The sequence below is a fragment of the Paraburkholderia sp. BCC1886 genome (assembly GCF_900996245.1).
GTDB lineage: Bacteria > Pseudomonadota > Gammaproteobacteria > Burkholderiales > Burkholderiaceae > Paraburkholderia.
The window spans coordinates 330,655-353,891 of record NZ_CAAJGK010000096.1; the positions used below are offsets into that span (position 1 = coordinate 330,655).

Below are 23,237 nucleotides of genomic sequence, written 5' to 3' on the forward strand. Positions count from 1 at the left end.
TCATGAAAACGACCCATGCAATTGGAATTGCCGGGTTCCTCACGCTGTTGCTGCTGGCAGGCAGGGACGCGATGGCCCAGGAAAGCAGCGCGGCTGAGGCATCGGAGCCTGCTACGTCCGATTCGAAAGCCAGCATCGCACCCGGCAGGACCGCCGACCGCGCGTTGCAGAAAAACGTACTCCGTGCGCTGAGCCGCACGAAAGGCTTGCGCGTCGCGACGATTACCGTACGCGCGCGCGACGGCGCCGTGATACTCGAGGGAACCGTGCCGGAAGAATCGCAGGTCGGTCTGGCGACTCAGTCCGCGGAGAAAGTGCAGGGCGTGAGGTCGGTGACGAATGCGCTCACCTTGTCGACGTTCTGAGGGGAAGGGTGTCGAGGGCTTCTCTGCCCTCGACTTTTCCTGGCGCGCGGTGGCGGTGAGTACCTGCGGTGTGTACCTCCGGTGTGTACCTCCGGTGTGTACCTTCGGTGTGTACCTCTTACACCGTAATCGACTTGCACTCCAGATACTCAGCCAATCCTTCGGCCCCAAACTCCCGGCCGTTGCCGGAAGTTTTATATCCGCCAAAGGGCGCGGTGATGTCGAGCATTGCACCGTTCACGCGTACCGAGCCCACCCGCAAGCGCGCCGCGACGCGCCGCGCGCGCTCGACATTGCTCGTGGCAATGTAGCCCGCAAGACCGAAGTCGCTGTCGTTGGCGATGGCGATGGCCTGTTCTTCGTCGTCGTACGGAATCATCACCAGCACGGGGCCGAAAATTTCTTCGCGAGCAATGCGCATTGCGTTATGCACATCGGCAAAGACAGTGGGCCGCGCATAAAAGCCGCGCTCGAGTTTGTCCGGCCGCCCAAGCCCGCCGGCGACGAGCCGCGCGCCTTCTTCGACGCCCACGCGAATCATGCGCTGCACCTTGTCGAACTGCGCGCGGCTGGCCAGTGGGCCGATTTGCGTGGCCGGCTGGGTCGGGTCGCCCACGTTCAGCCCGTCGGCGACCGCGGCGGCGATGGCCGTCGCTTCCTCGTAGTGTTGCCGCGGCACCAGCATGCGCGTGGGCGCCACGCAGGTTTGCCCGGAGTTCACCATGCACTGCGCGACGCCGCTCGTCACGGCACTGCGCAGATCGGCGTCGTCGAGAATCAGTAACGGGGATTTGCCGCCTAGCTCCTGCGTCACCCGCTTGACCGTCGGCGCGGCGCTCATGGCCACTTCCACACCGGCACGCGTCGAACCGGTGATCGACACCATCGCCACATCCGGATGAGACGATAGCCGTGCACCGACCACCGCGCCTTCGCCGTCGATCAGGTTGAACACGCCGGGCGGCGTGCCCGCGTCGTGCAGGATTTCGGCGAAGATCCGCGCGTCCAGCGGCGCCAGTTCCGACGGTTTCAGGACGATGGTGCATCCGGCCGCCAGCGCCGGCGCCACCTTCGCGGTGATCTGGTTGAGCGGCCAGTTCCACGGCGTGATGAGCGCGACGACACCAATGGCTTCACGACGCACGTAACTGTTGGCGTGCTGGGTCTCGAAGCGGAAGCTGCGCAAGGTTTCCAAAGCCGCCTGCAGTTGCGCGAGGCCGATGCTCGCCTGCAGGTTCTTGCAAAGGGTAATCGGCGCGCCTATCTCCGCGCGGACGGCCTCGGCGATATCGTCGAGACGCGCGCGATAGCGCTCGATGATCCGTTCGAGTAGCGCGATGCGCACCTCCCGGCTGCTTTCGGACCAGTCCGGGAACGCGGCGTGGGCGGCGGCGACCGCGCGGTCGACGTCTGCGACGTTGCCCAGGGCGAGGCGTCCGGTGATGGCTTCGGTGGCGGGGTCGACCGTCTCCATCCAGCGCGCGTCGCCAGCGGGTTCGACCCATTTGCCGCCGATGTAGAACGTGTCCAGCGTCTTCATGTCGTGTCTCTCAGGTTGGGAAAAGTGCGTCTGACATGCGGGTGGACGATCAAAGCCCGACCGGCCGGTCGCCGACGATCGTCGCGCGCAACATGTGGCGCGGCGCCGGGAAATAGTCCTGTACCGCGTAGTGCTGGCAGGCGCGGTTGTCCCAGAAGGCGATGGTGTTGGGGCGCCACTTCAGGCGTACCTGATATTCGGGCGCGTGGGCCTGACGGAACAGGTAGTGCAGCAAGTCCATTTCCGCGAGTTTGTAGTCGAAGCCGAACCGGTACGACTGCGCGGTCACCCGGCCGTAGTTCGACAGATGGGTCGTGAAGGCTTCGTTGACGAACAGGATCTTCTCGCCGGTTTCAGGATGAACGCGCACCACCGGATGCGTGACCGGCGGAAACTGCTTGCGGGTCGCCGCGTGCTGTTCTTCGGGAATGGCGATGCCGAACAGCGGCAGGATGTCGTGCACCGCGTCGAGCCTCGCGATGCTTGCCTTGACGTCCGCCGGCAGATTGTCGTAAGCCGCCGCCATGTTGATCCACAAGGTGTCGCCGCCGACCTCGGGACATTGCACGCAGCGCAGCATGGAACCCATCGACGGAATTTCGCGCCACGACACGTCCGAGTGGTACAGGTTTTCGCGGCCGCGTTTCGACTCGTTGCGGCCGAGCACCACCAGTTCCGGATGGTCAGGATGATGCGGAAAGGCCGGATGCACTTCCAGTTCGCCGAAGCGGCGCGCCAATGCGACCTGTTGAGCGGCGCTGATGTCCTGATCGCGGAAGAACAGCACCTTGAATTGCAGCAGCGCGCGACGTAGTTCGGCACAGGTCGCGTCGTCCAGCGTCTCGCGCAGATCGATGTCGCGAATCTCTGCGCCGATGCCCGGCGTGACGCGTTCCACCGCGAATGGCCAGCTCGATTTATCTGCGCTGGGTCCGGTCTGCAGGGGGAGGGTTTGGGGGGCGTTCATTGCTGCTTGCATGTCTTGTCTCCATTTGACTTAGCGTCCACTTCCGTCCGTTTGCACGCGGCCGGCGGGATCGATGAGGGTGCGCCAGTGTCGCGTCAAGCCGTGGCGCGTGTGCCGATGCGCTCCAGCGTGGTCTGCGAGCGTGCCGGGTGCAGCCAGCGCAGAGCGGCGAGCGCGGCAGCGACGAGCAGGACGGCGTTGATCGCATAGCCGAGTTCATAGGCGTGGCTGCTGGTGCTGCCGTAGGCCTGCACGATCCGGCCCATCACCATGGGCGCGAGCGCCGCGCCGAGACTGGCGATGGCCGTGTGAATCGCGACCAGCGCGCCGCGCTGGACGTCGGGCACGATCTCGGCGAGCAGAGCGGGCGCCAGCGCGAAGATCAGCGTGGGCAGCGCGCAGGCGAGCGCCAGCAGCGCCACCTTGGAGAGCGGCGCGAGATCGACCAGCATGGGCACCAGGTAGATTGACGCGGCGACGACGGCGCTCAGACAGATGGGATGGACGCGTGCCCGGCGCGTGGACGCGCCGCGTCCCAACATGCGCTGCGAAAGCCAGCTCAACCCGAGGTTGACCGGGGTGGCCGATGCCACCACGATCGCGAAGCCGCGGCCCGCTTCCACCCCGTTGTAGCCGAGGCCTTTTTCCAGGTAAGTGGGCAGCCATGAGAGGCTGAGGCCAAGCGTCCAGTAAGCCGAAAAGCCGAGTGCGAACACGCAGAGCACAGACGGGTCGCCGAGAATCTTCCGGTACGGTAACCGCGCCGCCGCCCCTGCCGCTGCACTTGCCGCCGCACTTGCCGGCACGCGTCGCTCGCCGTTCGATCCGGTTGCGGCTGTCTTCGCATTCTCTTCGACGGTCGGACCTTCGCGGCCGAACACCAGCCACAGCACGCTCCACGCCGCGCCCACCGCGCCGAGCAGCAGGAAGTTGGTGCGCCAGCCCCAGTGGCGCGACACCAGTGGAATGAGCAGTCCGGCCAGTAGAAGCCCGACGGCCGCGCCCTGATTGATGATGGCGACCGGCAGGTTGCGCTTGCGGTCGGGGAACCACTTGTACAGCGCGTGCACCGAGACCGGAAACGACGGGCCCTCGGCCGCGCCGAGCAGCACGCGGCACACCAGCAGTCCGAGCGCGCTCGTGGCGATGGCCTGCGGAATTTGCAGCAGCGCCCAGCTGATGCCCATGGCGAGCAGCAGCCAGCGCGTCGGCACGCGATTGGAGACGAAGCCCACCAGCACCGTCGACGTGGAGAACAGCCAGAAGAAGCTGCCCGCAATCAGGCCGAATTTTTCCGGCGACAGTTGCAGTTCGGCGCTCAACGGGACGGCCACCAGCCCGAGGACGATTTTGTCGACGAAGTTGATGAGCGCGAGCACGGTGAGCAGCCAGGTGACCGTCCACGCGGACCGGGGCCGGGGCCATGATTCAGAAAATGCGGGCATGTCGACTCTCAGGTACGTGGAAAAGGTTTGCGCGAGCTAGGGGCAGCCGGGGAACGCCCCTGGATCACCCATCGATCCGGATCACGCTGCTAGCGCCACGGTAATGCGCGGGGTAGGGGTGGGAACCCACCCGGAACAGGTAGGCCAGGGAAAACCTTGGGCGCCTGGCCGCCATGTCGCGTGTGGGTCGGCCGGACGAAAAAAAAGCCTGCAACCGGGAAGGCTGCAGGCTCTGAACGCCCATCGGGGAGGGCGTCGAAGATGAAGGACTAAAAAATCTCAGAAGCGGTAGCTCACGCCCACCTGCACGACCGGATAAGCCTTGAAGCGCTGCACCTTGTCGTTGATGTACTGCTCCTGCTGATCGATGTTCGCCTGGGTGGTGAACATCGAATAGATCGCGGGAATGCTGTAGGCCGTGTGCGGGCGGCCGAATGCGACGCCGAGGTCGAAGGTCATGCCGAAGCCTTTCGAGACCGGCTTGTGTCCATAACCGATGCCGATGTAAGGCATCACCCGCGGCAGGGTCGCGGTGGCGGACGGCGCGTCGCCGACCGCCGGCACGTAGTCGTCGCCGATCTTGTAGTTGCCCTGGCTGTTCGGCACGGCGTGGGCGGTCAAGGTGTCGTCGTTGATCAGCGCGCCCGCCGTCAGGCGAAAACCGCTCGCCCTGAACGGAAACACGTCCAGATACAACCCGCCTTGCAGCAGCTTGAGGTGGCCGTCGTACTGGTTCTCGTTGACGTCGAACGAATGCGACAGGCCGAAGCCCTCGAATTCCGCATGCACGCCCGCCCACGAGTTCAGCGAGTACGCCGCGCCAATGCCGGCGCCGAGCGTGCCGCCGTGCACATACACTTCCTGCGCCTGAACGGTGCCCGCCGTCACCGTCGATAGTGCCAATGCAAGGGCCGCCGCCCTCGCCGTCCTGTGAATTACCTTGTTCACCACGCCATCCCCTGACTTGAAAACGTTTGCATGCCGGCGACTTTAAAGTGCGACGAAATGGTTCAAATCCAGGAGAAGCGGGGGTTTTGGGCGGGTTATCTCGCTCAAGTTTTACGTTTCGCGGCATTCGGAACAATTGACTTGCCGTCTTCAGGCAATCGGACCCCGGATTTTCTTTTGTCTGAAGGATTAGCGGCTTTTTAAGCGCCTGTTCGAGCGATTGGCCGAAGTCAGTCGCTTCGATAATGACCGTCGGGATCGACCCGTCCTGTCCGTTTGAGAGGCGGCGGGCGAGCGGGATATTTCCCTTCAAACATAAAAAGGCGCCTCGAGCGCCGCGTATTTCGCGAATGTCGCCCGCGTAGGCGCGACGGCAGTCTGAAAATCGGGGATTTCAATGTCTGGGTCATATAAGTCACGCCCGTCCAGCGTCGCGGCAATCGCCGCCATCATCGCCGCGAGCTGCCTCGCGAGCGCGTGCGGCGGCGGTGGATCGAGCAGCACGATAACCGTGAGCAACAGCGTCAGCGTGCTGAAGCTGTCTTCGGCGGTGCAGAGCGAGCATGTTGCGGAGTATGCGGGCGGGTTCGCGGTGGTGTCGGGACCCGGTATCGCGGCGATTTACACGGCGGCCGTGCAGCCGCTGTTACGCGGAGTCGGGAGTGGCACTAGCAGCACGGGCGGCACGAGCAGTACAGGCGGCACGAGCAGTACAGGCGGCACCGCAACAGCGTGCCCGGCGGGTGGCACGCTTTCCATCGCCGTGCAGAACCCCGGCGTAAGCAACCTGGCGGACGGTTCGACCGGCGCGCTGCAAACCGGCGAAAGCGTGACGATCGGCTTTGCGCAGTGTGCCGGCAAGCTGAAGGCGCCCGGCATCGCCGATGACGCTCCGATCAACGGCTCGGTGAACGTGCAGGTTCGGAGCACGACGGGTCTGGTGGGCAGCACGACGAGCGACTGGTCGTATAGCGCGGTCGAAACGGCGCAGGCGTTGACGTTGACGTCCCCCGGCGGCACCACCGTAATCGACGGAACCGTGGGCTACACGACGACATACGAAGCCAGCACCGGCGTGACCACAACCACGGCGAGCACCGCGAGCACGACCACGACCGGCGCCGCCTCGGCGATCAGCTTGCATCGTACGCAGACGGCGGCTTCAGGCGTGCTGAGCGGCGATATCGCGATCGCTTCGTTCGAATACACGCGCGTGCGCGGCGGCACGCCGCTCACGGATACCTTGACGGCCAGCGGCTCGATCAGCGTGAGTACGGCGGATGCGGTGCTCGACTTCAGCATGACGACACCGACGCCCGTGACGATCAGCAAAGGCGACCTGCAGGGCGGTGTGCTTCAGTTGACGACCGGCGATACGGTCGAAACGGTCACGTTGTCGGGCGAGTCGACCTTCGACATCTCGGTGAGCGCGAACGGTCAGACGGGCAGCTACACGGAGGACTCGGGCGATTTCCGCTCGCTGATCGGGGGATAGAAATAAAGCGGGGAAAAACGAGGCGGCGGCCCGCGCCGTGAACGACAGCAAAGCCGCCCGAAAAGCGCAGGCCGCAGCGCGGCATGCGCGTTCCCAACTTACTGCTTGATGCCTTCGGCCTGAATATGCAGCGTGGTCTTCATCTTGAAGCCATACGTCTTGCCGAAGTCGACACCGAAATCGTCGCGATTGAAGGTGCCGGTCGATTCCGTGCCGCACACTTCACGCTTGAGCATCGGGTTCGTGAAGCACTTGAACGACTCGATCTTCAGGTTGAGCGGCTTGGTGACGCCATGCAGCGTCAGTTCGCCGATCACTTCCACCGGCTTGTCGCCCTTGAAGCGGATTTGCGTGCCCTTGTAGGTCGCGGTCGGGTACTTGGTTGCATCGAAGAACTTGTCCGTGACGAGTTCGGCGTCGAGCTTGTCGTTGCCGATATCCACCGAGCTCATGTCGATCGTTACGTCCACCGTGCCGGTCTTCGCCGCACGATCCAGCACGACGGTGCCGCTGCTCTTCTTGAACTTGCCGCGCCAGATCGACACGCCGCCGAAGTGATCGGTCTCGAAGCTCGGGTACGTGTGGGTCGGATCGAGTTGATACGTGTCGGCGGCCATGGCGTTGACCGACAGAGCCGTAGCGAGCACGCCGGCGGCAAACAGGAATTGCTTTTTCAAGGTGATTCTCCAGATTTCAGAAAGAGAGGGAACGCGGTTGCGTGTCGGGAGTTGCGAATCGGAATCGGCGTTCGGGATTACTTCGACGAGACGAGGTGAAACTTGATGACGACTTCGTCGGCGACGACCGACGTGTCTTTCCATTCACCCGTACCGACATCGAATTGCGAACGCTTGATCGGCAGAGTGCCGTCGAACGTTTGCGTGGCGCCCTGGCTTGCAATCGTCACCGGCACGACGACGACCTGCGATTTGCCCTTGATGGTCAGCTTGCCGGTGATCTTGTACTGGTTGCCGCCGGCGGGCGCGATGCCGCTCGACACGAAGGTGGCGCTCGGATAGGTCGCGCTGTCGAACCATTCCTTGCCTTGCGCCTGCTTGTTGTAGTCGGCGGCGCCGAGGTCGTAGCTGCCGGTGTCGATCGACACGTTGGCGCTGCCGGCCGTCGGTTTGGCCGGATCGAACGTGAGTTGCGCCGAGAACTTCCTGAACTTGCCGTCGACCGGCACGTTCATCTGTTTCGTGGTGGCGACGACGGTGCTTTTCGCCATGTCGATACCGGCGTGCGCGAGGTTGGCGCCGAACAGCGTCAGGGCGGCAACGCCGGCGAGAACGGAGTGATGGAAGTTTTTCATGGTGGTACGCATCCTATCGAACCGGCGTGCACCGATTGCACGCCGTCTGGAATTTGATTGCCAACCGCAGGTAGCCAATCGCTTTTTTATCTGAATCGAGCTGTCACTTCGGGAACGGCAACATCCGGCCGAGCAGTCCGTCCCGGTCGATGAACTGGTGCTTGAGCGCGGCGAGCACGTGCAGGATCACCAGCACCAGCAGCGTGTAGTTCAGCCAGATATGCACGCTGCGCAGAACGACCTTGAGCGCATCGTCCGGGCCGATCAGCGTGGGCAGCGGCACGATGCCCAGATACACCACCTGGATGCCGGCCGCCGAACTGTACAGATATCCCGTGACAGGAATCGCCAGCATCAGCAGATACAGCAGGCCGTGCACTGCATGCGCCGCGCCCTTCTGCCACAAGGGCGTACCGTTCGCGAGCGGCGGCGCGCGATGCCCGGCGCGCCACAGCACCCGCAGCACGGCCAGCGCGAACACGGTGACGCCAATCCATTTGTGCCACGAGAAATACTTCAGCTTGGTCGGCGTGAAGCCGGGGATATCGGTCATGATCCAGCCGATATAGAAGCCGCAGACGATCAGCACGGCAATCAGCCAGTGCAGCGCGATGGCGGGTCCGCTGTAGCTGTCGGGAGCGGCAGGGCGATAGGTCATGCGTTCGTACTCTCGGGTCGTCGCGCTTGGTGGGGCTCAAGCTGCATGTGATTGCGGATGGTAGGGACGTCGATGAAAACTGACTAGGCGGGCACGGGAGAACAGATCGTTGTCGCCGTGACGCTAATGGGGTGCAAATATAGCGCAAACGGCTGACCGTCCGGTTACGGCGTCTGCGGATCGGGGTCGGGGCGCGCAACTTGCTGGGAGCTGCCGGCGCCGGTTGCACGCGCCGTTGCACACGCCGTTGCACGCGCCGTTGCACACGCCGTTGCACACGCGGGTTGCCCGCCTTCCGTTTTTCATCAGGTATGCTGCGCACCGACGCCGCTTACTCGCCATTCAATTTCCGGAGCAACTCGCCTTTGAATCCGATCTATCTTGCCTGGGGTATCGCCGCGCTCGCGACGGCTGGCGTCATCACGCGGCCGTTCAAGTGGCCGGAGGCCATCTGGGCCGTGGCAGGCGCGCTGCTGCTGGTCGTACTCGGCCTGTTGCCGCTGCCGCTCGCGTTCGAAGCGATCGGCAAAGGCACCGACGTCTATCTGTTCCTGTCCGGCATGATGCTGCTCTCCGAGGTCGGGCGCCGCGAAGGTCTGTTCGACTGGGTCGCCGTGCTGGCTGTCAATCATGCGAAAGGCTCACCGCGCAAGCTGTTCCTGCTGGTGTATCTGGTCGGCGTGGTCATCACGGCCTTTCTGTCCAACGACGCCGCCGCGGTCGTGCTCACGCCGGCCGTCTTCGCCGCCGCCAAAAAAGCCCGCACGCCGGCCTTGCCGCTGCTGTTCGTCTGCGCGTTCATCGCCAACGCGGCGAGCTTCGTACTGCCCATTTCGAATCCCGCCAACATCGTCCTGTACGGCAATCACACGCCCGCGCTCGGCGCGTGGCTGATGCGCTTCACGCTGCCCTCGCTGCTGTCGATCGTCGCCACCTACGCGGCGCTGCGCTGGACCCAGCGCGATGCGCTCGCCGGCACCTGCGAAGCCAACCTCGAGCCGCTGACCCTGTCCGCGAGCGGCCGTGTCGCGCTGGCCGGCATCGCGGTGACGGCCGTGGTGCTGCTGACCGTGTCCGCGTTCGACATCGAACTCGGCTTGCCTACCGCGATACTCGGCGCCGCGACCGCGCTGGTCGTGCTCGTCAAGGAACGCAAGTCGCCGCTGCCGATGATCCGCGAAATTTCGTGGAGCGTGCTGCCGCTGGTGGCGGCGCTGTTCGTGCTGGTGGAGATGCTCGATCACACCGGCGTCATCAAGGCGCTCGCCGCTCTCGTGCAGCGCGCCGCGCAACACGACGAGATGGGAGCGGCCGCGTGGGCCGGCGGCATCATCGGCTTCGGCAGCAATCTGATGAACAATCTGCCGGCGGGTCTGATCGCCAGTTCGACGGTGATGCAGGCGCACAGTCCCGAGCGCGTGATCGACGCACTGCTGATCGGCGTCGATCTTGGTCCGAACCTGTCGATCACCGGCTCGCTCGCGACTATCCTTTGGCTCAACGCGATTCGCCGCGAAGGCGAAGACGTGAGTTTCATGAAGTTTCTCAAGGTGGGCGTGGTGGTGATGGTGCCCGCGCTGGTGCTGGCACTGGCGGCGCGCATCCTGACCGGCTAAGCGTTTGCCGGACCGAAGCAGCGTCGCCGCTTCGTGTTGAACTGATCGAGGAGTTGCCGCGAGATGGATCGCCCTGCCCGAATCATCGTGCTCGACGATGAAGCCGAATTGCGCAACATGCTGCAGCGTTTCCTGCGCGGGCACGGTTTCGACGTGCGTATCGCCGAGGACGGCAGACGGCTCGACCGTTATCTGGAGCGCGAGCCGTTCGACCTGCTGGTGCTCGACCTGATGATCGGCGACGAGGACGGTCTCGCCATCTGTGCGCGGCTGCGTGCACAAGGACAAACCCTGCCCATCCTGATGCTGACCGCGAAGGGCGATCCGCTCGACCGGGTGGTCGGCCTCGAAACCGGCGCCGACGATTACCTCGCCAAGCCTTTTCTACCGCGCGAACTGGTGGCGCGAATCAACGCGCTGCTGCGGCGTCAACGCATGGCGTCGGGCGAACCCGGCAGCACCGCGCAGAAGGTGCAGAACGTGCGCTTCGGCGCGTTTACACTCGACCTCACGAAGCAGCAACTCGCCCGCGCGGGCGAGTTGCTGGAGGTGCACTCCGCGCAGATGCTGCTGCTGGTGGCGCTCGCCGCATCGCCGAACCGGCCGGTCAGCCGTGACAATCTGCTGGCGCGCGCGCGAGGCCGCGAGCACGACGCGCTCGATCGCAGCATCGACGTGCAGGTGCTGAGGCTGCGGCAGATGATCGAGGACGATCCGTCGAAACCGCGCTTCATCAAGACCGTGTGGGGTGTCGGCTATATGCTGGTCGCCGACATCGACGCATGAACGCATGAACGCATGAACGCACTCAACCGACGCCCGCTGCTGCGACGCTGGCTGCCGCGCACGCTGCTCGCGCGCAACATCGTCCTGCTCATCGCACTCGTGATGCTGAGCCAGGTGTGCGTGCTGGGTGTGCTGGTGCATTACGTGCAGCGGCCGCGAGTCGATCGTGCGGCGGCGGTGTTCACCACTTACGTGACGACGCTCGACGAGGTGCTCGCCGCTACGCCGCCTGCGGCTCGCGACGCGTTGACCGCGCGCCTCGACGCGCACTCGCAAGTGCCGGCGCTGGCCTTCCAGTCGCCGCCCACGGGTTGGCTGCGCGCGTATCGCACGTTGCAGCGCAACCTGTTTCTCGACCGTCTGCGTGCGCATCTGCCGGCCGATATGCCGGTGCAATGGCAGACGGTCGGCGGCCCGCTTCTGTGGATTCGCCTGCATGCACCGGCCGATGCGCCGCACGCGCCGTGCTGGATCGCCTTGCCGATTCCCGAAGACGCGCAAAACAACGGGCTCGACGCCGCCATTCTCGTGTCGCTCGGGTTGGGTGCGCTGGCGGCGCTGACCGGCTATATCCTGCAACGCCATCTGAACCGTCCGCTGCAAGACCTGACACGGGCCGCGCGCCGCGTCAGCGCGGGCGAACGGCCGGCGCCGCTGCCGACCGACGGTCCGACCGAAATCGCCGAGGTGAGCGGCGCCTTCAACCAGATGACGCAAGCGCTCCAGCAAGCCGACGCGACCCGCGCGCTAATGCTGGCCGGCATCTCGCACGACATCCGCACGCCGCTCACGAAGCTGCGTCTGGCCATGGCCATGGCGATCCCCGAAAGCAGCGACAGCAGCTTCGCGGCGGCCTCCGAGTCTTACCTCGATCAGATCGACACGATCCTGCAGCAGTTCATGGATTACGCGGGCAGCGGCGAACGCGAGGCGGTCGTGCGCGGCGATCTGAATGCGCTGATCGAACGGCTCGCCGGCGATTTTGCGGGCCTCGGGCATGAGTTCACGCTGTCGCTCGCGCGTCTGCCCTTGTTCCCATACCGGCCGATCGGCATGATGCGGCTGCTGATGAACCTCATGCAGAACGCGGTCGTGTACAGCGGCACGGGACTGTCGGTGCGCACGTGGATCGACGGCGTCGGCGCTGGCTCAGCGGTCGTTGTGGCGGTGGGCGATCGGGGGCTCAAGCTGTCGGCGCGGGAACTCGAGCGGCTGAAGGCGCCGTTTCAGCGTGGCCACAATGCTCGCTCGCAGAGCGGTGGGACGGGGCTGGGTCTGGCGATCGTCGAGCGGATCGCCCGTCTGCATGGCGGCGGCCTGCAATTCCACGAACGGGAGGGCGGCGGGCTGGAAGTGCGGGTCGTGCTGCCGCTTTTGGGTTGATGGTGGATTGAACGTAGGTTCAGGGTCGATCGAGCCACGCATCCAGTCCGACGCGAAAGGCCACGCCGGCAATCACCGGCACGGTCATCATCAGGATGATGCCGAAGTTCGGAATCTGGTCGCCATAGGTGAGCGGTCCATACAGCACGATGACCGACACGATGGCGAACACGACGACACCGACGGCGACCATCAACAGATTGCGCGCCGGCACCGGCAGCTTCTTGCGGCGTAGCGGAGCGGGCGGAGTGTCGTCGTGTTGAACGGGCATGCTGGGTCTCGTGGCTTTGGACAATGTGCGGCGCAACGGTTGGCGCAGGCAGTTGGAACGGGTGCGGGCGCGCTTATCGCAAACAGATCGCGGCGCGTGATTCGCATCATACCCGGGCGCACACGACGTCCGCACTTTGTGTGGGAGCCCGTGCGCGGCCCCGGCTCGAACGGGCAGCCGTCTGCTTACACATCGTAAGGCGCGCTTCGTGCTCGGGTTGCAGGAGTTGGCCGTGCCAACCGGCGGCGGCTAAGTCCCGCAGCACGCCGGATCCGAACACCTTTACCTCGTGAAGCTCAAGATGCCGAAGAAGAACACCGCCCGCAGCAAGCTGCCCAAGCCCGATGCCCGTCAATCTCTGCTGATCTCGCGCCGTAACGCGAGGATGGCGCGTTCGGCGCATGCGTACGTGCGCGGCAATACTAGCAAGTTCTACGAATGGCTCGACCAGATGGATAGCCACGCGCTGCCCGAGGGACCGGCCATCTGGATTTGCGGCGACTGCCACACCGGTAATCTGGGCCCCGTCGCCGATGCGCAAGGACGTGTCGAAATCCAGATACGCGATCTCGATCAGACGGTGATCGGTAATCCGGCCCACGACCTGGTGCGGCTGGGTCTCTCACTGGCGACTGCCGCGCGCGGTTCCGATCTGCCGGGCGTGATGACCGTGCGGATGATGGAAGCGCTCGCGGAGGGTTACGAACGGGCCTTCGACGCGAGTGCAGACCCAGGTGCAAAAAACTCAGATATCAGAGACGCGGACGCGAAAGCACCCTCGAACGGCTCCGCCGATCTCGTCGAGACGCCCAATGGCAAACCCGAAGCCGTCCGCGTCGTGATGAAGGAAGCGGTGCGCCGGTCGTGGCGGCATCTCGCCGAAGAACGTATCGAAGATATCGAGCCGAGCATTCCGCTCGGCGCACGCTTCTGGCCGCTCGCGAAAAGCGAGCGTCGCGAGATCGACACGCTGTTCGAGAAGCAGTCGCTCGCGCGGCTCGCCACCGTGCTGCGCGGCCGGGGCGATGCCGCTCAGGTCGAAGTGCTGGACGCCGCGTACTGGGTGAAGGGGTGCAGTTCGCTCGGTCGTCTGCGTTATGCGGTGCTGCTCGACATCGACGGCGCGGCAGTGGAGGGCGACGATCTCTGTCTGATCGACATCAAGGAAGCGGCGCAGGCTGCGGCGCCGCGTTATGCCGGCGTGCGCATGCCGCGCGATAACGCCGAACGGGTGGTCGAAGGAGCGCGGCATCTGTCGCCGTTGCTCGGCGAGCGGATGCGCGCGGCGCGTCTGTCGGACCGCGCGGTGGTGATCCGCGAACTGTTGCCGCAGGACATGAAGCTGACCATCGAGCAGTTGACCCGCGACGAAGCCATGAAGGCCGCGCGTTTTCTGGCGCGGGTCGTAGGCCAGGCGCATGCCCGTCAGATGGACGCCGGGCAGCGTCGGGCGTGGCTGACCGAGTTACGCCGCAACCGTTCGAAGACGCTCGACGCGCCGGGCTGGCTCTGGAAAAGCATTCTGGAACTGGTGAGCAGCCATTCGGTGGGCTATCTCGAACATTGCCGTCGCTACGCGATGGAGCGGGACGGCAAGCGCTAGGCGTTCGTCTGCCCGAGGCGCGGACGGAAAAACCGCGGCCTCGGGCAATGCAGTTGGAACTGCCGCTCAGTTCGACAGCGACAGATACGGCGAAACCAGCGGCGTCGGCGGGAACGGCTGCACGCCCGTCTGCTTGCTGAAGCTATACCGCAGATACACCGCCGCGAGCCATTCACGGTACTCATAAGCGTTGCCGAGCGAAGCGGTCGCGCCGAACGCCAACTGCGGCGCCAACTGATATTCGCCGACTGCACTGAGCGAGTACGACACGCCGGTCTTGCTCTGACCCGGGTACACAGCCGTCGTACCGGTGCCGACGAACGCCGCGTTGGCAGCCGCCGCGGCCTGGCGGCCGGAGCCGTCGTTCAGCGGGAAGTAGTTCGACGCGTCCTGACGATAATGCTGCACGCCGATGGAGCCCTTCACGTCATAGGTGAACGGTCCGTTGCGGCCGCTCCACTCGACCGGCAGGTTCAGGATCACATATTGTTGCGGGCTGAAATAACCGCCCTGACCGTAGGTGAAGTACGACAGGTTCTTGTCGTAGGTCATTAGCGTGGTGTTCACGCCGACCGTCAGCGTCTGGTCGGCGTCTTTCAGCAGACGGGTATAGATGCCGCCGCCGCCCTTCACCGCACTGTTGCTCACGACGTTGGTACCCTGGTAGAACTGGTACGAGCCGTTCACGTACAGACCGTTGGTGCCGTCGTCCCAGGCGAGGCTGGCGAGGCCGCCGTTCGACGTTACGCCGCCCCATTCGAGACCGGATGCCTGGTCGTGCGCGCCTGCATACGACAGCAGACTGTCGGTGACCGCGCGTCGCGCGACGGCCAGCGAGTACGACACCTTGTCGGTGACTGCGCCGTTGAATTGCGCGCCGCCCACGATGTTGGTCTCGCGGAAGCCGATCGGCGTGACGCCGACGTCCGCGCTGATATTGCGGCCTTCGTAACCGACCGACAGGCCCACGCCGCTGGCGGTCTGGCTGCCGTAATTGTTGGTGCCGGCGATGGCCGCGGTTTCCGAATTCGTGCTCGATAGTCCGGCGCCGAAGCGCGCGAGTGTCGCCACGTTGCCCGACGCGGTGCCGGCATCGAGCGTGACCGGCGTGGCCGTCACGACGACGTGGCCGTTGCCTGCGGCGATGCGGCCTTGCACGGGCGCTTCGATGTCGGTGACCGACGACAGACCGTCCTCGCCGGAACGATTGCGGAAAACGATCCCGCCCGACACCGTGCTCGACTGCTCGCGGTTGATCTGCGCGAGTTCTTCGGCGACGCCGAGCGTCTGCGTGTTGGCCGTGGACGGCGGCGTGGGCGCATAGCTGCCGCCCGCGGCAGCGGGCTGCGCGTAGTAGGGCTGTGGCGGCTGTGGAATGTACGGCTGCTGCTGCGCGTACTGCTGCGGATACGGTTGATACTGCAGTGCGTAGCCCTGCTGTTGCTGCGGATAGGCCTGCTGCGCGTAGTACGGCTGCTGTGGCTGCGCGTAGCGTTGCTGCGTCTGACGCGGATAGCTCGGGGCGCGCGCGGTCGTCGTGCTATGGGTGGTCGTCTTCGGTGCGGTTTTCGTGACGGCGCGTTGTGTCGTCCTGCGCTGGACCGGATACGGTTGCGGTTGCATCGCACCGGTCTGCGCTTCGCGGGCAGCCGGGGACATCGGCCACGGAGTCGCTGCATAGCCGTCCGGGGCGCCGTATTGTTGCTGCGGGTAGCCTTGTTGATAGCCCTGCTGCTGATACGTCTGCTGCGGATACTGCTGATACTGGGCTTGCTGCTGATACTGCGGCTGTTGCTGATACTGCGCCTGATAGTTCTGCTGCGGATACGCCTGCTGTTGAGCGTAGCCTTGCGGCTGCGGATAACCCTGCTGCTGCTGATACTGAGCCGGCTGCTGATACTGGCCCTGCTGTGCATACCCCGGGTTGTACTGAGCCGGGTTGTACTGCGGCTGTGACTGAGCCTGCGACTGCACCTGCGCCGCGCCCTGTCCCGGATACGGTTGCAGCGGCGCACCCGACTGGCTCGACCCGGTGTTCTCCTGGCCGTAGCCGCTCGAGTCGCCATACGCATCGTCGCCCGGAACAGTTGCGCTGCCATAAGGCATCCCGCCCGGTGCGGCATTCGGCGAATAAGGCTGGCCCGGAGCCCGCGACGGGGTACCGTAAGGCGCAACATAAGGCGCCACATAAGGCGCGGGCTGCGAAGGCGGCGGATAGTTCGGCACGGTCTGTGTCGGCAAGGAAGACTGCGAATACGGAAGCGTCGCCCGCGCGGCATTGAAGCCGCCGGCGGACGCGGAGTTGTCAGCACTGGCCGACGCGGGTACGGCGGTTTTGCCTTCGAAAGGATTAGTGCCCGGCAGCGGCGTCGCGCCGATCCGGCGCATCGCCACTTCCCAGCCACGCGGCACGTTGCCCGCGCTCGCGGTGCGGGGCGAATTCGGCATCAACGGCGTGTTCGCGGCGATCAGCGAGCGTTGCAGATACGTCGCGGCCAGCGACAGCTTGCCCTGGGCGCGATACATGCGGCCGACGGTCGCCAGCACGCTCGGGTCGCCCGGCGCGGCGGCGAGCGCCTGTTTGGCGAGCGTCTCCGCATAGTTGAACTGCTTCGCGCCGACTGCGGCAGGAATGGTCGCCTGCAACAGGCTCAGGTCGTCGGGACGGCGTTGCAGCGCGGCGCGATAACTCGCGAGCGCGTTGTTATCGTCGCCGGCGCTCGTGTACAGACGTCCGAGCGCGGCCTGCAGATCGGGGTTGTCGGGCATCGAGGCGAGCCACGGCGCGATCACTTCATAAGCGCTAGCCAGATCGCCGCTAAGCCGCACCGTATCGCATTGCTTGATGACGATGCCGACATTCAGATTGCCGAAGTCGGTGCGTTGCTGCGGCGTGAGCGGCATGGCGGCGAGGCGGCGCATCACCGGGCCGAGTTCGGCGTCCTGCTGGGCCGCCGACAGGATGCCCGCGTATTGCAGCAGCAGATCGGTATTGCCCGGCGCCGCGCTCATCGCGCTGCGCACGAGGCCGAGCGCGCGGGTCGGGTCTCCCGCCTGCTGGTAAGCACCGGCGATCACGCCGACCAGTTCGGGACTGTTGCCGGCCACCGGTTCGGCGGCGCGCAGGGTGGCGAGCGCCTGCTGGTTCTGACCGTTCTTCGCCATCCGCGTGGCGAGGTCGGCCTGTTGATGCACCCACAGCCGATGCTGCAGCACGGTCATCGCGTCGGTACGCTGGGCGGCCGGAATCCGGTCGAGTTGCGCGAGACCCGTCGACCAGTCCTGTGTTTCGGCGGACAACAACGCGCTTGCATACAGCGCGTCGGTCATGTCCGGATGCGCGGCGAGCAGGCCGTCCATCATGCTGCGGGCGTTGGCGACCGCCCCCTGACGCACGTAGATGCGCGCGAGGTCGAGACGCAGCCACGGATCGTCGGGCGTATTCAGCAGCGCGTCTTCGAACAGACTGCGCGCGCTGCCCAGATCGCCGCGTGCTTCGGCAGCACGCGCCTGAGCGGCCTGTGCTTCGCCACGCAGACGGTTGATGCCGCCGGCCTTCGACTGCTGTTCGGTGTTCAACTGATTGGCGAACTGCAGCGCTTCGTCGCCGCGGCCTTGCGCGGCGAGCGAGCCGACCAGTCCGCGGATCGCATCGGGATTGTCGGCCTGACGGCGCAATGCCATCCGGTACGCCTGTTCGGCGCCGGCCGGATCGTGATTCGCGAGCAGCATCTCGCCGAGCAGCACCTGCGCGGTGACGTCGGACGGATTCGCCGCGATCGCCCGTTCGAACAGCGACTTGGCCTGCGCGAACTGACCGTTGCTGCGCGCGCCGATCGCGTCGCTGGTGTAGCTCCAGTAGGTCGCGCTGTCGAGCGCGGTTTTCCAGCGCGCCGGATTGCCGCTGCGCGACGCACGTTCCAGATAGTTGCGCGCCTCGGTGAAATGCTCCTGTTTCAGTTCGACGATACCCATGCCGCCGAGCGCGTCGGTGTCGTTCGGGCTGTTCGCCAGCACCGCAGCAAACTTGCTGCGCGCGGTAGCGACGTCGTTGCGATCGAGCGCGGCGAAACCGTCGCCGACCGTGCGGCCGCGCACGTCGACACTCGCGCCCGCACCAGCGCCGGCCTGCGCGCTGTCGCGCGCGGATTTGTCCTGCTGCACCATCGAATCGAAGCGCGCCTTGACGGCGGCGTCATCGGGCGCGGCTTGCAGATAGGCCTGATACAGCGCGGAGTCCGACGGCCGCGCGTCGAGCCACAACAAGGCCTGGCGCCAGCTTTTTTTCGCCGGTGCGCCCACGCTGCTGTCGGCGCTCAGTTTTTGCAGCCGCGCGATACCGTCGCGACGCGTCACGTCGCGATAAGTGAGGTGCTGCGCGTAGGCGAGGCCGAAGCGCGGATCGTTCGGGTTGTCGCGCGCGAGCTGTTCGAGGCCGCGGCGCGCCTGATCCCAGCCCTGCGGTGTCGCCGAGAGGGCCTGGTAATACTCGAGTTGCAGTTCGGGCGTGGCCGGCTTGCCGTCCAGCGCGCGCTGATATTCCTGCACGGCGCTGGCGCTCTGGCCGGCTTGCGCGAGGCGCCGCGCGTCGTTCACGGTCTGATCGCGCTCGCTCGATTCACCGAGCCGGCGGCCCAGTTCGTCGATGCTCGGATAAGTCGGCGCAACCGCCTTCAGACGCGCGAGATATTGCTGGGCGCCCGCACCGTCCTTGCGGTCGGCCATCACCATGCCCATCCCGAACAGCGCGTCGGGCTGCTTCGGATCGATCCGCAGCACTTTGAGCCAGGCCTGTTCGGCAAGGTCGCCGCGCTGATGCGACTGCCAGTACTTGCCCTGATCGATCAGCACACTCAGCGGATCTTTGGTGGCCTGCGCGAGCGCGTCGGGCGAGGCCATCGCCACGCAGCACACGGCGGTAACGCTCAGCGCCACCTGTAATGTACGCAACGGGCGCAACGACATCGCGAGGGTGGTCAGGCGCATCCATTTCTCCAGGCAGGCACGAGGCGGCCGGCTTCGTCGAAGCGATAGCGGCCGTCGATGAAACCCGTGCCGAACAAGCCCAGCACACGATCGTAGTAAACCGGTTCACGGCCCGGCACCGACACGTCCAGCGCGCTCAGATGCGTGCGCGCGAGGCCGAGGCCGTGCTCGTCGCCGAGCGATCTGAAGTACGGCGCAAGCGCGCCCCAGTAGCTGAGCGGCCCTTCGCCGCTCGCCGCGCCGCTGGTGGACGACACCTTCTCCGGCGGATAGCCGTTCTGCGCGACGCGCGCGCGCATGCCGCCGAGCGCCGCGAGCCAGGGCTTCGCGAGACGGTCGGCGGGCGAGGTGAGGCCGGCCCACAGATACGTGCGGATGGCGTCGTAGCTGCCGACGTCGCCGTTCTTCGGGTCGACCACGAACTGGCCGTTCTGCCAGGCCGCCCAGTCGGGCGCGAAGCCTTGCGGCGAAGTCGTCTTGACGAGCTTGTAGGCGCTGTCGGCGAGCCGGTTCCACGGGCCGCCGGGCTGTGCCTGAGCGAGCGCGCGCAGCACCGGCAAGGGCAGATAGCTCGGGTTCATCCGCGTGACGCCGTTTTCGACGAAGCCTTGCGGTCCGGGCAGCAGCATCGGGCCGACACCCGACAGGCTGGTGGTTTCCTGGCGCGCGATCTGTGCGGCGAGCGCCATGCCCAACTGCGTATAGCTCGCGTCCTGCCATAAACGGCCGGCTTGCAGCAGGTCGTAGGCAATCCACAGGTCCGAGTCGGCGGCGGAGTTCGGGTCGAGCACGCCGAAGCTGCCGTCCGGTTTTCTGCCCCATTGCCAGGCCGGCAGCCGCACGTTCTGGCCGTCGAACTGATTGCCCGCGAGATTGCTGCGGGTCCAGCCGAGCAGCCGGTCGAAGGTCGCGCGGTCGTTCGCGACCAGCGCGAAGAACATCGCGTACGACTGGCCTTCCGAGGTGGTCTGCTGGGTCGGCGTCGAGTAGTCGACCACGCGGCCGTCGGCCTGCACGAAGCGTTCGACGAACAGCCGGTAGCCGGTCCAGTCGCCGCAGGCGCCGGGCGCGGGGGCCGGCGCGCTCTGCGATACCTTCATGATGCTGGCCAAACAAGTAGACGCCGCCAGTCCTAGTCCTAGTCCTACGCCCAGGCCTAGCGTCAGCGCCACGCCGATCTTTCTGTTGAGTCGAACCTGCATAACTGTCCTGTTAATCCCTCAGGCGGCGCGCGGCGATGCCACGCAGCGTCCGGTAGAACACGCCGGCGATGACCAGCGCGGCCAGCACGCCGCCCAGCATCAGCAGCAGCGGATGCGACGACAGCGCCCAGCGCAGATACTCCTGCGGCGACAGATGGCCGATGTAGTACACCTCGCCATTCGACGTGATGGTCACCGTGCGGCCGTGGATCACGGCCATCGCGCCTTGAATCTCCGGCAGCACGTCGGAGTCGAGCAGGGCGGCCGAGAGATCCGCGTCGGACTGGCCGGCCGCGCTCACCAGCGCGACCGCGCTGCGGTCCTTCTGCAACGGCGACTCGAAACCGGTCAGGAGCGCCGCGCCGTTCGAACTCACGAGCGTCAGGTCCGCACGGGCCGGCGCGCGTTCGACACCGCGCTCGCCATGCCACCAGTCTTCCAGTTTGAAGACCACGTCGGACAGCTGGAACGTGCGCGAATCGCCGTCGCTCGAGAACGGCATCGACTTGGCCCAGCGTTGCAGCAGCGGCTGCTTGCCCGGTGCGCCGAAAATCAGCAGGTCCTTGTTGGCGAGGCGGTCGACGTCGTCGGCGCCGGCCACGGTGACGCCGGTGACCGGATAGCCGGTCGACGCGCCCATGCGGCCCATCGTCAGCAGATACAGGCTGTAATCGCTCGAATCGGCGTCGTTCGGCAGGATGACCGCGGTTTGCGACAGGTCGGCCATCCGCGTGAACGGAAAGCCGCTATTGGCGAACGCGGCCAGATCGGGCAGCGCCATGTAGTGCGGAAACGACGACAGGTCGATGGTCGAATTCGGGTCGATTGCGCCGACCACATTGTCGAGCAGACGGCCATGACATTCGCCGGTGTTCGGGATGTCGTAGTAGAAGTGCAGGCGCAATTGCGTGCGCGGCGTCAGCAGCAGCGGCGGAATATGCAGCATGCGGCGCGCTTCGGCGGTGCCGTCGGGCAGGATGTTCGCGAAGTAATGGCTCAGTTCGAACACCGACGCGGATTCGGCGGGAATCGGCAAGGACTGCACGAAGCCGTTGTTGACGCTGACGTTCAGCGACGAGCGGTCGCGCTGCGGGCGCACGGTGTAGCGGTAGCGCAGGTCGATCGGCGCGCCGTCGGTGTGCCACATGAACAGGTCGGGCGGTACGCGCAGGTTCACGTGCACGGCGTCGGCGTCGTAGCCCGACACGCTCAGGTCGCGCGCGTCGGCCAGTTCGCCGAAACGCACCGCGCGGTTGGTGGGCAGCCAGTTCGGCGCGTCGTACGGCTCGCGCGGCAGCAGGTCGTTCAGACGCGTGATGGTCGCGCTCGGGCCCGACAGCGTGTTCTGACCGATACCGAGCGTGCTCGCGGCGGTCTTCAGTTCCGCTTCCGTGCGCCCGAGCACCAGCAGCAGCTTGCCGCGCGCCGGCGCTTCGCGATCCACCACGGCGATGGTCGGACCGGAGATCGCGGGAATCGCGATGCCGGACGGGCGGTTGTCGTCGGTGGCGAACACGACGGCGTTACCCGACAGCGGCGCGTTGTCGAGTTGCGACGGGAATACCGCGCCGCGATAGCCGGCCAGTGCGCCGAACCACGACGCGACGATGCCGCCCGCTTCGAGCGTGCCGGGACCCGGATGCTGCGGGAACACGAACGGCAGTTCCAGACGCCGCACGTCGCGTCGATCGAAGAACGGTTGCGGCAACGCGGCCAGATCCGGTTTGGTCGCGAGCGACGCGTAGGTCAGGTCGAGCGAACTCGCATTGCTGACGGTCGCCCACAGCGCGGAGTTCGCCGGGTCTTCGCAACTGGTCGTGTAATGACCGATCAGTTGCACGTTCAGGTGGTTGAATTCGGTGATGAAGCGCGGATCGATCGACACGTCGCGCGCCACCAGCATGCCGGCCTGGTCGTGCGGAACCGGCAGCGTCGCGGCCGTTTCGCCGTTCACCAGCACTTTCAGCTGGGAGATATTGGTGAGCAGCGCGGGCGAGTAGCTATAGACCAGATGCAGGATCGCGCCGGTCACCACTTCGTCGTTGCGCACCGAAAACGCCACGCCGTTCTGGCCGTCGACGCCGCGCAGTTGCAGCGGGTCGAGCGCGCCGAGATCGGCGAACGTGAGGGTTTGACGGCGGCCGCCCGGCACTTGCGTGCCCGGTTCGGCGGTGGTCGGGGTCCGGATGCCGAGCGCTTTGACCGACGAGGCGGCGAGCGCGGGCGTCGGCGTGGCCAGTTGCGGCTGAGCGATCGCGTTCGGGTCGTAAGTAACGGCGGGGCTCGGCGCGGGGACGCTGCCCATGCCGGTCGCGACGGAAGTGGCGCCGGCCGATCCGCCGACCGGGCCACCCGGCAGCGGCGCGGCAAGCGTCGCACCGGCTGCCGGTGCGGCGGTGCGGGCGTTGCCCGAGTTGCCCGTGCTGGACGAGTTACCGGCGCCGCCCGTGGTCGCGGCCACCGTTTCCGCGGCGCTCGCCAGCGGCACGGCCAGCGCGCTCAGCGCCGTCTGCAGCGCGAGCCAGCAAGCTACGCCGCGCATGAACCGTGGCGAAGCGGGGCGGCCGAACAGGCCAGTCGAGGACCCCGACGACGCGCCCGCTTCATTGCGCTCGTGAGCCGAGCGTTCGATGTTGTTCTTCGCCATCCTGTTGCGCATA

The 23,237-nt window shown here is 65.8% G+C and carries 18 protein-coding genes; 6 read left to right on the plus strand and 12 right to left on the minus strand.

Going from position 1 to position 23,237, the window contains the following annotated elements; all coding sequences use genetic code 11:
* Positions 1–2: 2 nt before the first annotated feature.
* Positions 3–365: a BON domain-containing protein gene (locus tag FQ746_RS30000; RefSeq protein ID WP_144113410.1), complete on the plus strand. Its 363-nt coding sequence runs from the start codon at positions 3–5 to the stop codon at positions 363–365.
* A gap of 118 nt (positions 366–483) precedes the next feature.
* Here FQ746_RS30000 and FQ746_RS30005 read toward each other — a convergent pair whose 3' ends face one another.
* The 5 genes from FQ746_RS30005 to FQ746_RS35380 all read right to left on the minus strand — a co-directional run bounded on the left by FQ746_RS30005 (position 484) and on the right by FQ746_RS35380 (position 5,784).
* Complete coding sequence (locus FQ746_RS30005; RefSeq protein WP_144113411.1) at positions 484–1,905, minus strand: aldehyde dehydrogenase family protein; 1,422 nt, start codon at positions 1,903–1,905, stop codon at positions 484–486.
* 49 nt (positions 1,906–1,954) lie between these two features.
* The gene (locus FQ746_RS30010; protein WP_409932448.1) at positions 1,955–2,884 is read right to left on the minus strand and encodes a TauD/TfdA dioxygenase family protein; all 930 of its coding nucleotides are present in this window, start codon (positions 2,882–2,884) and stop codon (positions 1,955–1,957) included.
* An 83-nt stretch (positions 2,885–2,967) separates the two neighbouring features.
* Positions 2,968–4,317 (minus strand): MFS transporter, encoded by a 1,350-nt coding sequence (locus tag FQ746_RS30015; RefSeq protein ID WP_144113413.1) that lies wholly within the window; start codon positions 4,315–4,317, stop codon positions 2,968–2,970.
* Positions 4,318–4,596: 279 nt separating this feature from the next.
* Positions 4,597–5,220 (minus strand): hypothetical protein, encoded by a 624-nt coding sequence (locus tag FQ746_RS30020; protein ID WP_260854213.1) that lies wholly within the window; start codon positions 5,218–5,220, stop codon positions 4,597–4,599.
* A 354-nt stretch (positions 5,221–5,574) separates the two neighbouring features.
* The gene (locus tag FQ746_RS35380; RefSeq protein ID WP_260854214.1) at positions 5,575–5,784 is read right to left on the minus strand and encodes a hypothetical protein; all 210 of its coding nucleotides are present in this window, start codon (positions 5,782–5,784) and stop codon (positions 5,575–5,577) included.
* Here FQ746_RS35380 and FQ746_RS30025 point away from each other — a divergent pair.
* Positions 5,777–6,760 (plus strand): hypothetical protein, encoded by a 984-nt coding sequence (locus tag FQ746_RS30025; protein WP_260854215.1) that lies wholly within the window; start codon positions 5,777–5,779, stop codon positions 6,758–6,760. The genes FQ746_RS35380 and FQ746_RS30025 overlap by 8 nt on opposite strands.
* A 98-nt stretch (positions 6,761–6,858) precedes the next feature.
* Here the strand turns inward: FQ746_RS30025 and FQ746_RS30030 are convergent, their stop codons facing one another.
* From FQ746_RS30030 to FQ746_RS30040, 3 genes are all read right to left on the minus strand, one after another.
* On the minus strand, positions 6,859–7,437 hold the full coding sequence (locus tag FQ746_RS30030) for a YceI family protein (protein ID WP_144113416.1): 579 nt from the start codon (positions 7,435–7,437) through the stop codon (positions 6,859–6,861).
* 77 nt (positions 7,438–7,514) lie between these two features.
* Positions 7,515–8,084, minus strand: coding sequence for a YceI family protein (locus FQ746_RS30035; protein WP_144113417.1), 570 nt, complete (start codon positions 8,082–8,084; stop codon positions 7,515–7,517).
* Positions 8,085–8,175: 91 nt separating this feature from the next.
* Positions 8,176–8,730, minus strand: a complete 555-nt coding sequence (locus tag FQ746_RS30040) for a cytochrome b (protein WP_144113418.1) — start codon at positions 8,728–8,730, stop codon at positions 8,176–8,178.
* Between the two features lie 365 nt (positions 8,731–9,095).
* Between FQ746_RS30040 and FQ746_RS30045 the strand changes: the two genes are divergently transcribed.
* The 3 genes from FQ746_RS30045 (at position 9,096) to FQ746_RS30055 (ending at position 12,515) form a co-directional block, all read left to right on the plus strand.
* Complete coding sequence (locus FQ746_RS30045) at positions 9,096–10,346, plus strand: arsenic transporter (RefSeq protein WP_144113419.1); 1,251 nt, start codon at positions 9,096–9,098, stop codon at positions 10,344–10,346.
* 63 nt (positions 10,347–10,409) lie between these two features.
* Positions 10,410–11,132: a response regulator gene (locus tag FQ746_RS30050; protein ID WP_144113420.1), complete on the plus strand. Its 723-nt coding sequence runs from the start codon at positions 10,410–10,412 to the stop codon at positions 11,130–11,132.
* Positions 11,133–11,144: 12 nt separating this feature from the next.
* Complete coding sequence (locus tag FQ746_RS30055) at positions 11,145–12,515, plus strand: ATP-binding protein (RefSeq protein WP_144113421.1); 1,371 nt, start codon at positions 11,145–11,147, stop codon at positions 12,513–12,515.
* Positions 12,516–12,534: 19 nt separating this feature from the next.
* On the opposite strand, the gene FQ746_RS30060 is transcribed toward FQ746_RS30055, so the two are convergent.
* On the minus strand, positions 12,535–12,786 hold the full coding sequence (locus FQ746_RS30060; RefSeq protein WP_144113422.1) for a hypothetical protein: 252 nt from the start codon (positions 12,784–12,786) through the stop codon (positions 12,535–12,537).
* Between the two features lie 301 nt (positions 12,787–13,087).
* On the opposite strand from FQ746_RS30060, the gene FQ746_RS30065 reads away from it, so the two are divergent.
* A complete protein-coding gene (locus tag FQ746_RS30065) occupies positions 13,088–14,389 on the plus strand; it encodes a DUF2252 domain-containing protein (protein WP_144113423.1) in 1,302 nt (433 codons plus the stop codon).
* A 66-nt stretch (positions 14,390–14,455) separates the two neighbouring features.
* On the opposite strand, the gene FQ746_RS30070 is transcribed toward FQ746_RS30065, so the two are convergent.
* Genes FQ746_RS30070 through bcsB form a run of 3 tightly spaced genes read right to left on the minus strand, consistent with a single transcriptional unit; the run spans position 14,456 to position 23,236 of the window.
* On the minus strand, positions 14,456–19,375 hold the full coding sequence (locus tag FQ746_RS30070) for a cellulose synthase subunit BcsC-related outer membrane protein (RefSeq protein ID WP_144113424.1): 4,920 nt from the start codon (positions 19,373–19,375) through the stop codon (positions 14,456–14,458).
* A complete protein-coding gene (gene bcsZ, locus FQ746_RS30075; protein WP_144113425.1) occupies positions 19,366–20,577 on the minus strand; it encodes a cellulose synthase complex periplasmic endoglucanase BcsZ in 1,212 nt (403 codons plus the stop codon). Before bcsZ ends, FQ746_RS30070 begins: the two co-directional genes overlap by 10 nt.
* Before the next feature lie 10 nt (positions 20,578–20,587).
* Complete coding sequence (gene bcsB, locus FQ746_RS30080; RefSeq protein WP_144113426.1) at positions 20,588–23,236, minus strand: cellulose biosynthesis cyclic di-GMP-binding regulatory protein BcsB; 2,649 nt, start codon at positions 23,234–23,236, stop codon at positions 20,588–20,590.
* Position 23,237: the final 1 nt, after the last annotated feature.

Bases quoted from the DNA above. Each gene is read 5' to 3' on its own strand.
- FQ746_RS30000 (WP_144113410.1), top strand. From the start codon at position 3: ATGAAAACGACCCATGCAATTGGAATTGCCGGGTTCCTCACGCTGTTG.
- FQ746_RS30005 (WP_144113411.1), bottom strand. From the start codon at position 1,905: ATGAAGACGCTGGACACGTTCTACATCGGCGGCAAATGGGTCGAACCC.
- FQ746_RS30010 (WP_409932448.1), bottom strand. From the start codon at position 2,884: ATGCAAGCAGCAATGAACGCCCCCCAAACCCTCCCCCTGCAGACCGGA.
- FQ746_RS30015 (WP_144113413.1), bottom strand. From the start codon at position 4,317: ATGCCCGCATTTTCTGAATCATGGCCCCGGCCCCGGTCCGCGTGGACG.
- FQ746_RS30035 (WP_144113417.1), bottom strand. From the start codon at position 8,084: ATGCGTACCACCATGAAAAACTTCCATCACTCCGTTCTCGCCGGCGTT.
- FQ746_RS30040 (WP_144113418.1), bottom strand. From the start codon at position 8,730: ATGACCTATCGCCCTGCCGCTCCCGACAGCTACAGCGGACCCGCCATC.
- FQ746_RS30050 (WP_144113420.1), top strand. From the start codon at position 10,410: ATGGATCGCCCTGCCCGAATCATCGTGCTCGACGATGAAGCCGAATTG.
- FQ746_RS30055 (WP_144113421.1), top strand. From the start codon at position 11,145: ATGAACGCACTCAACCGACGCCCGCTGCTGCGACGCTGGCTGCCGCGC.
- FQ746_RS30060 (WP_144113422.1), bottom strand. From the start codon at position 12,786: ATGCCCGTTCAACACGACGACACTCCGCCCGCTCCGCTACGCCGCAAG.
- FQ746_RS30065 (WP_144113423.1), top strand. From the start codon at position 13,088: ATGCCGAAGAAGAACACCGCCCGCAGCAAGCTGCCCAAGCCCGATGCC.
- FQ746_RS30070 (WP_144113424.1), bottom strand. From the start codon at position 19,375: ATGCGCCTGACCACCCTCGCGATGTCGTTGCGCCCGTTGCGTACATTA.
- bcsZ (WP_144113425.1), bottom strand. From the start codon at position 20,577: ATGCAGGTTCGACTCAACAGAAAGATCGGCGTGGCGCTGACGCTAGGC.
- bcsB (WP_144113426.1), bottom strand. From the start codon at position 23,236: ATGCGCAACAGGATGGCGAAGAACAACATCGAACGCTCGGCTCACGAG.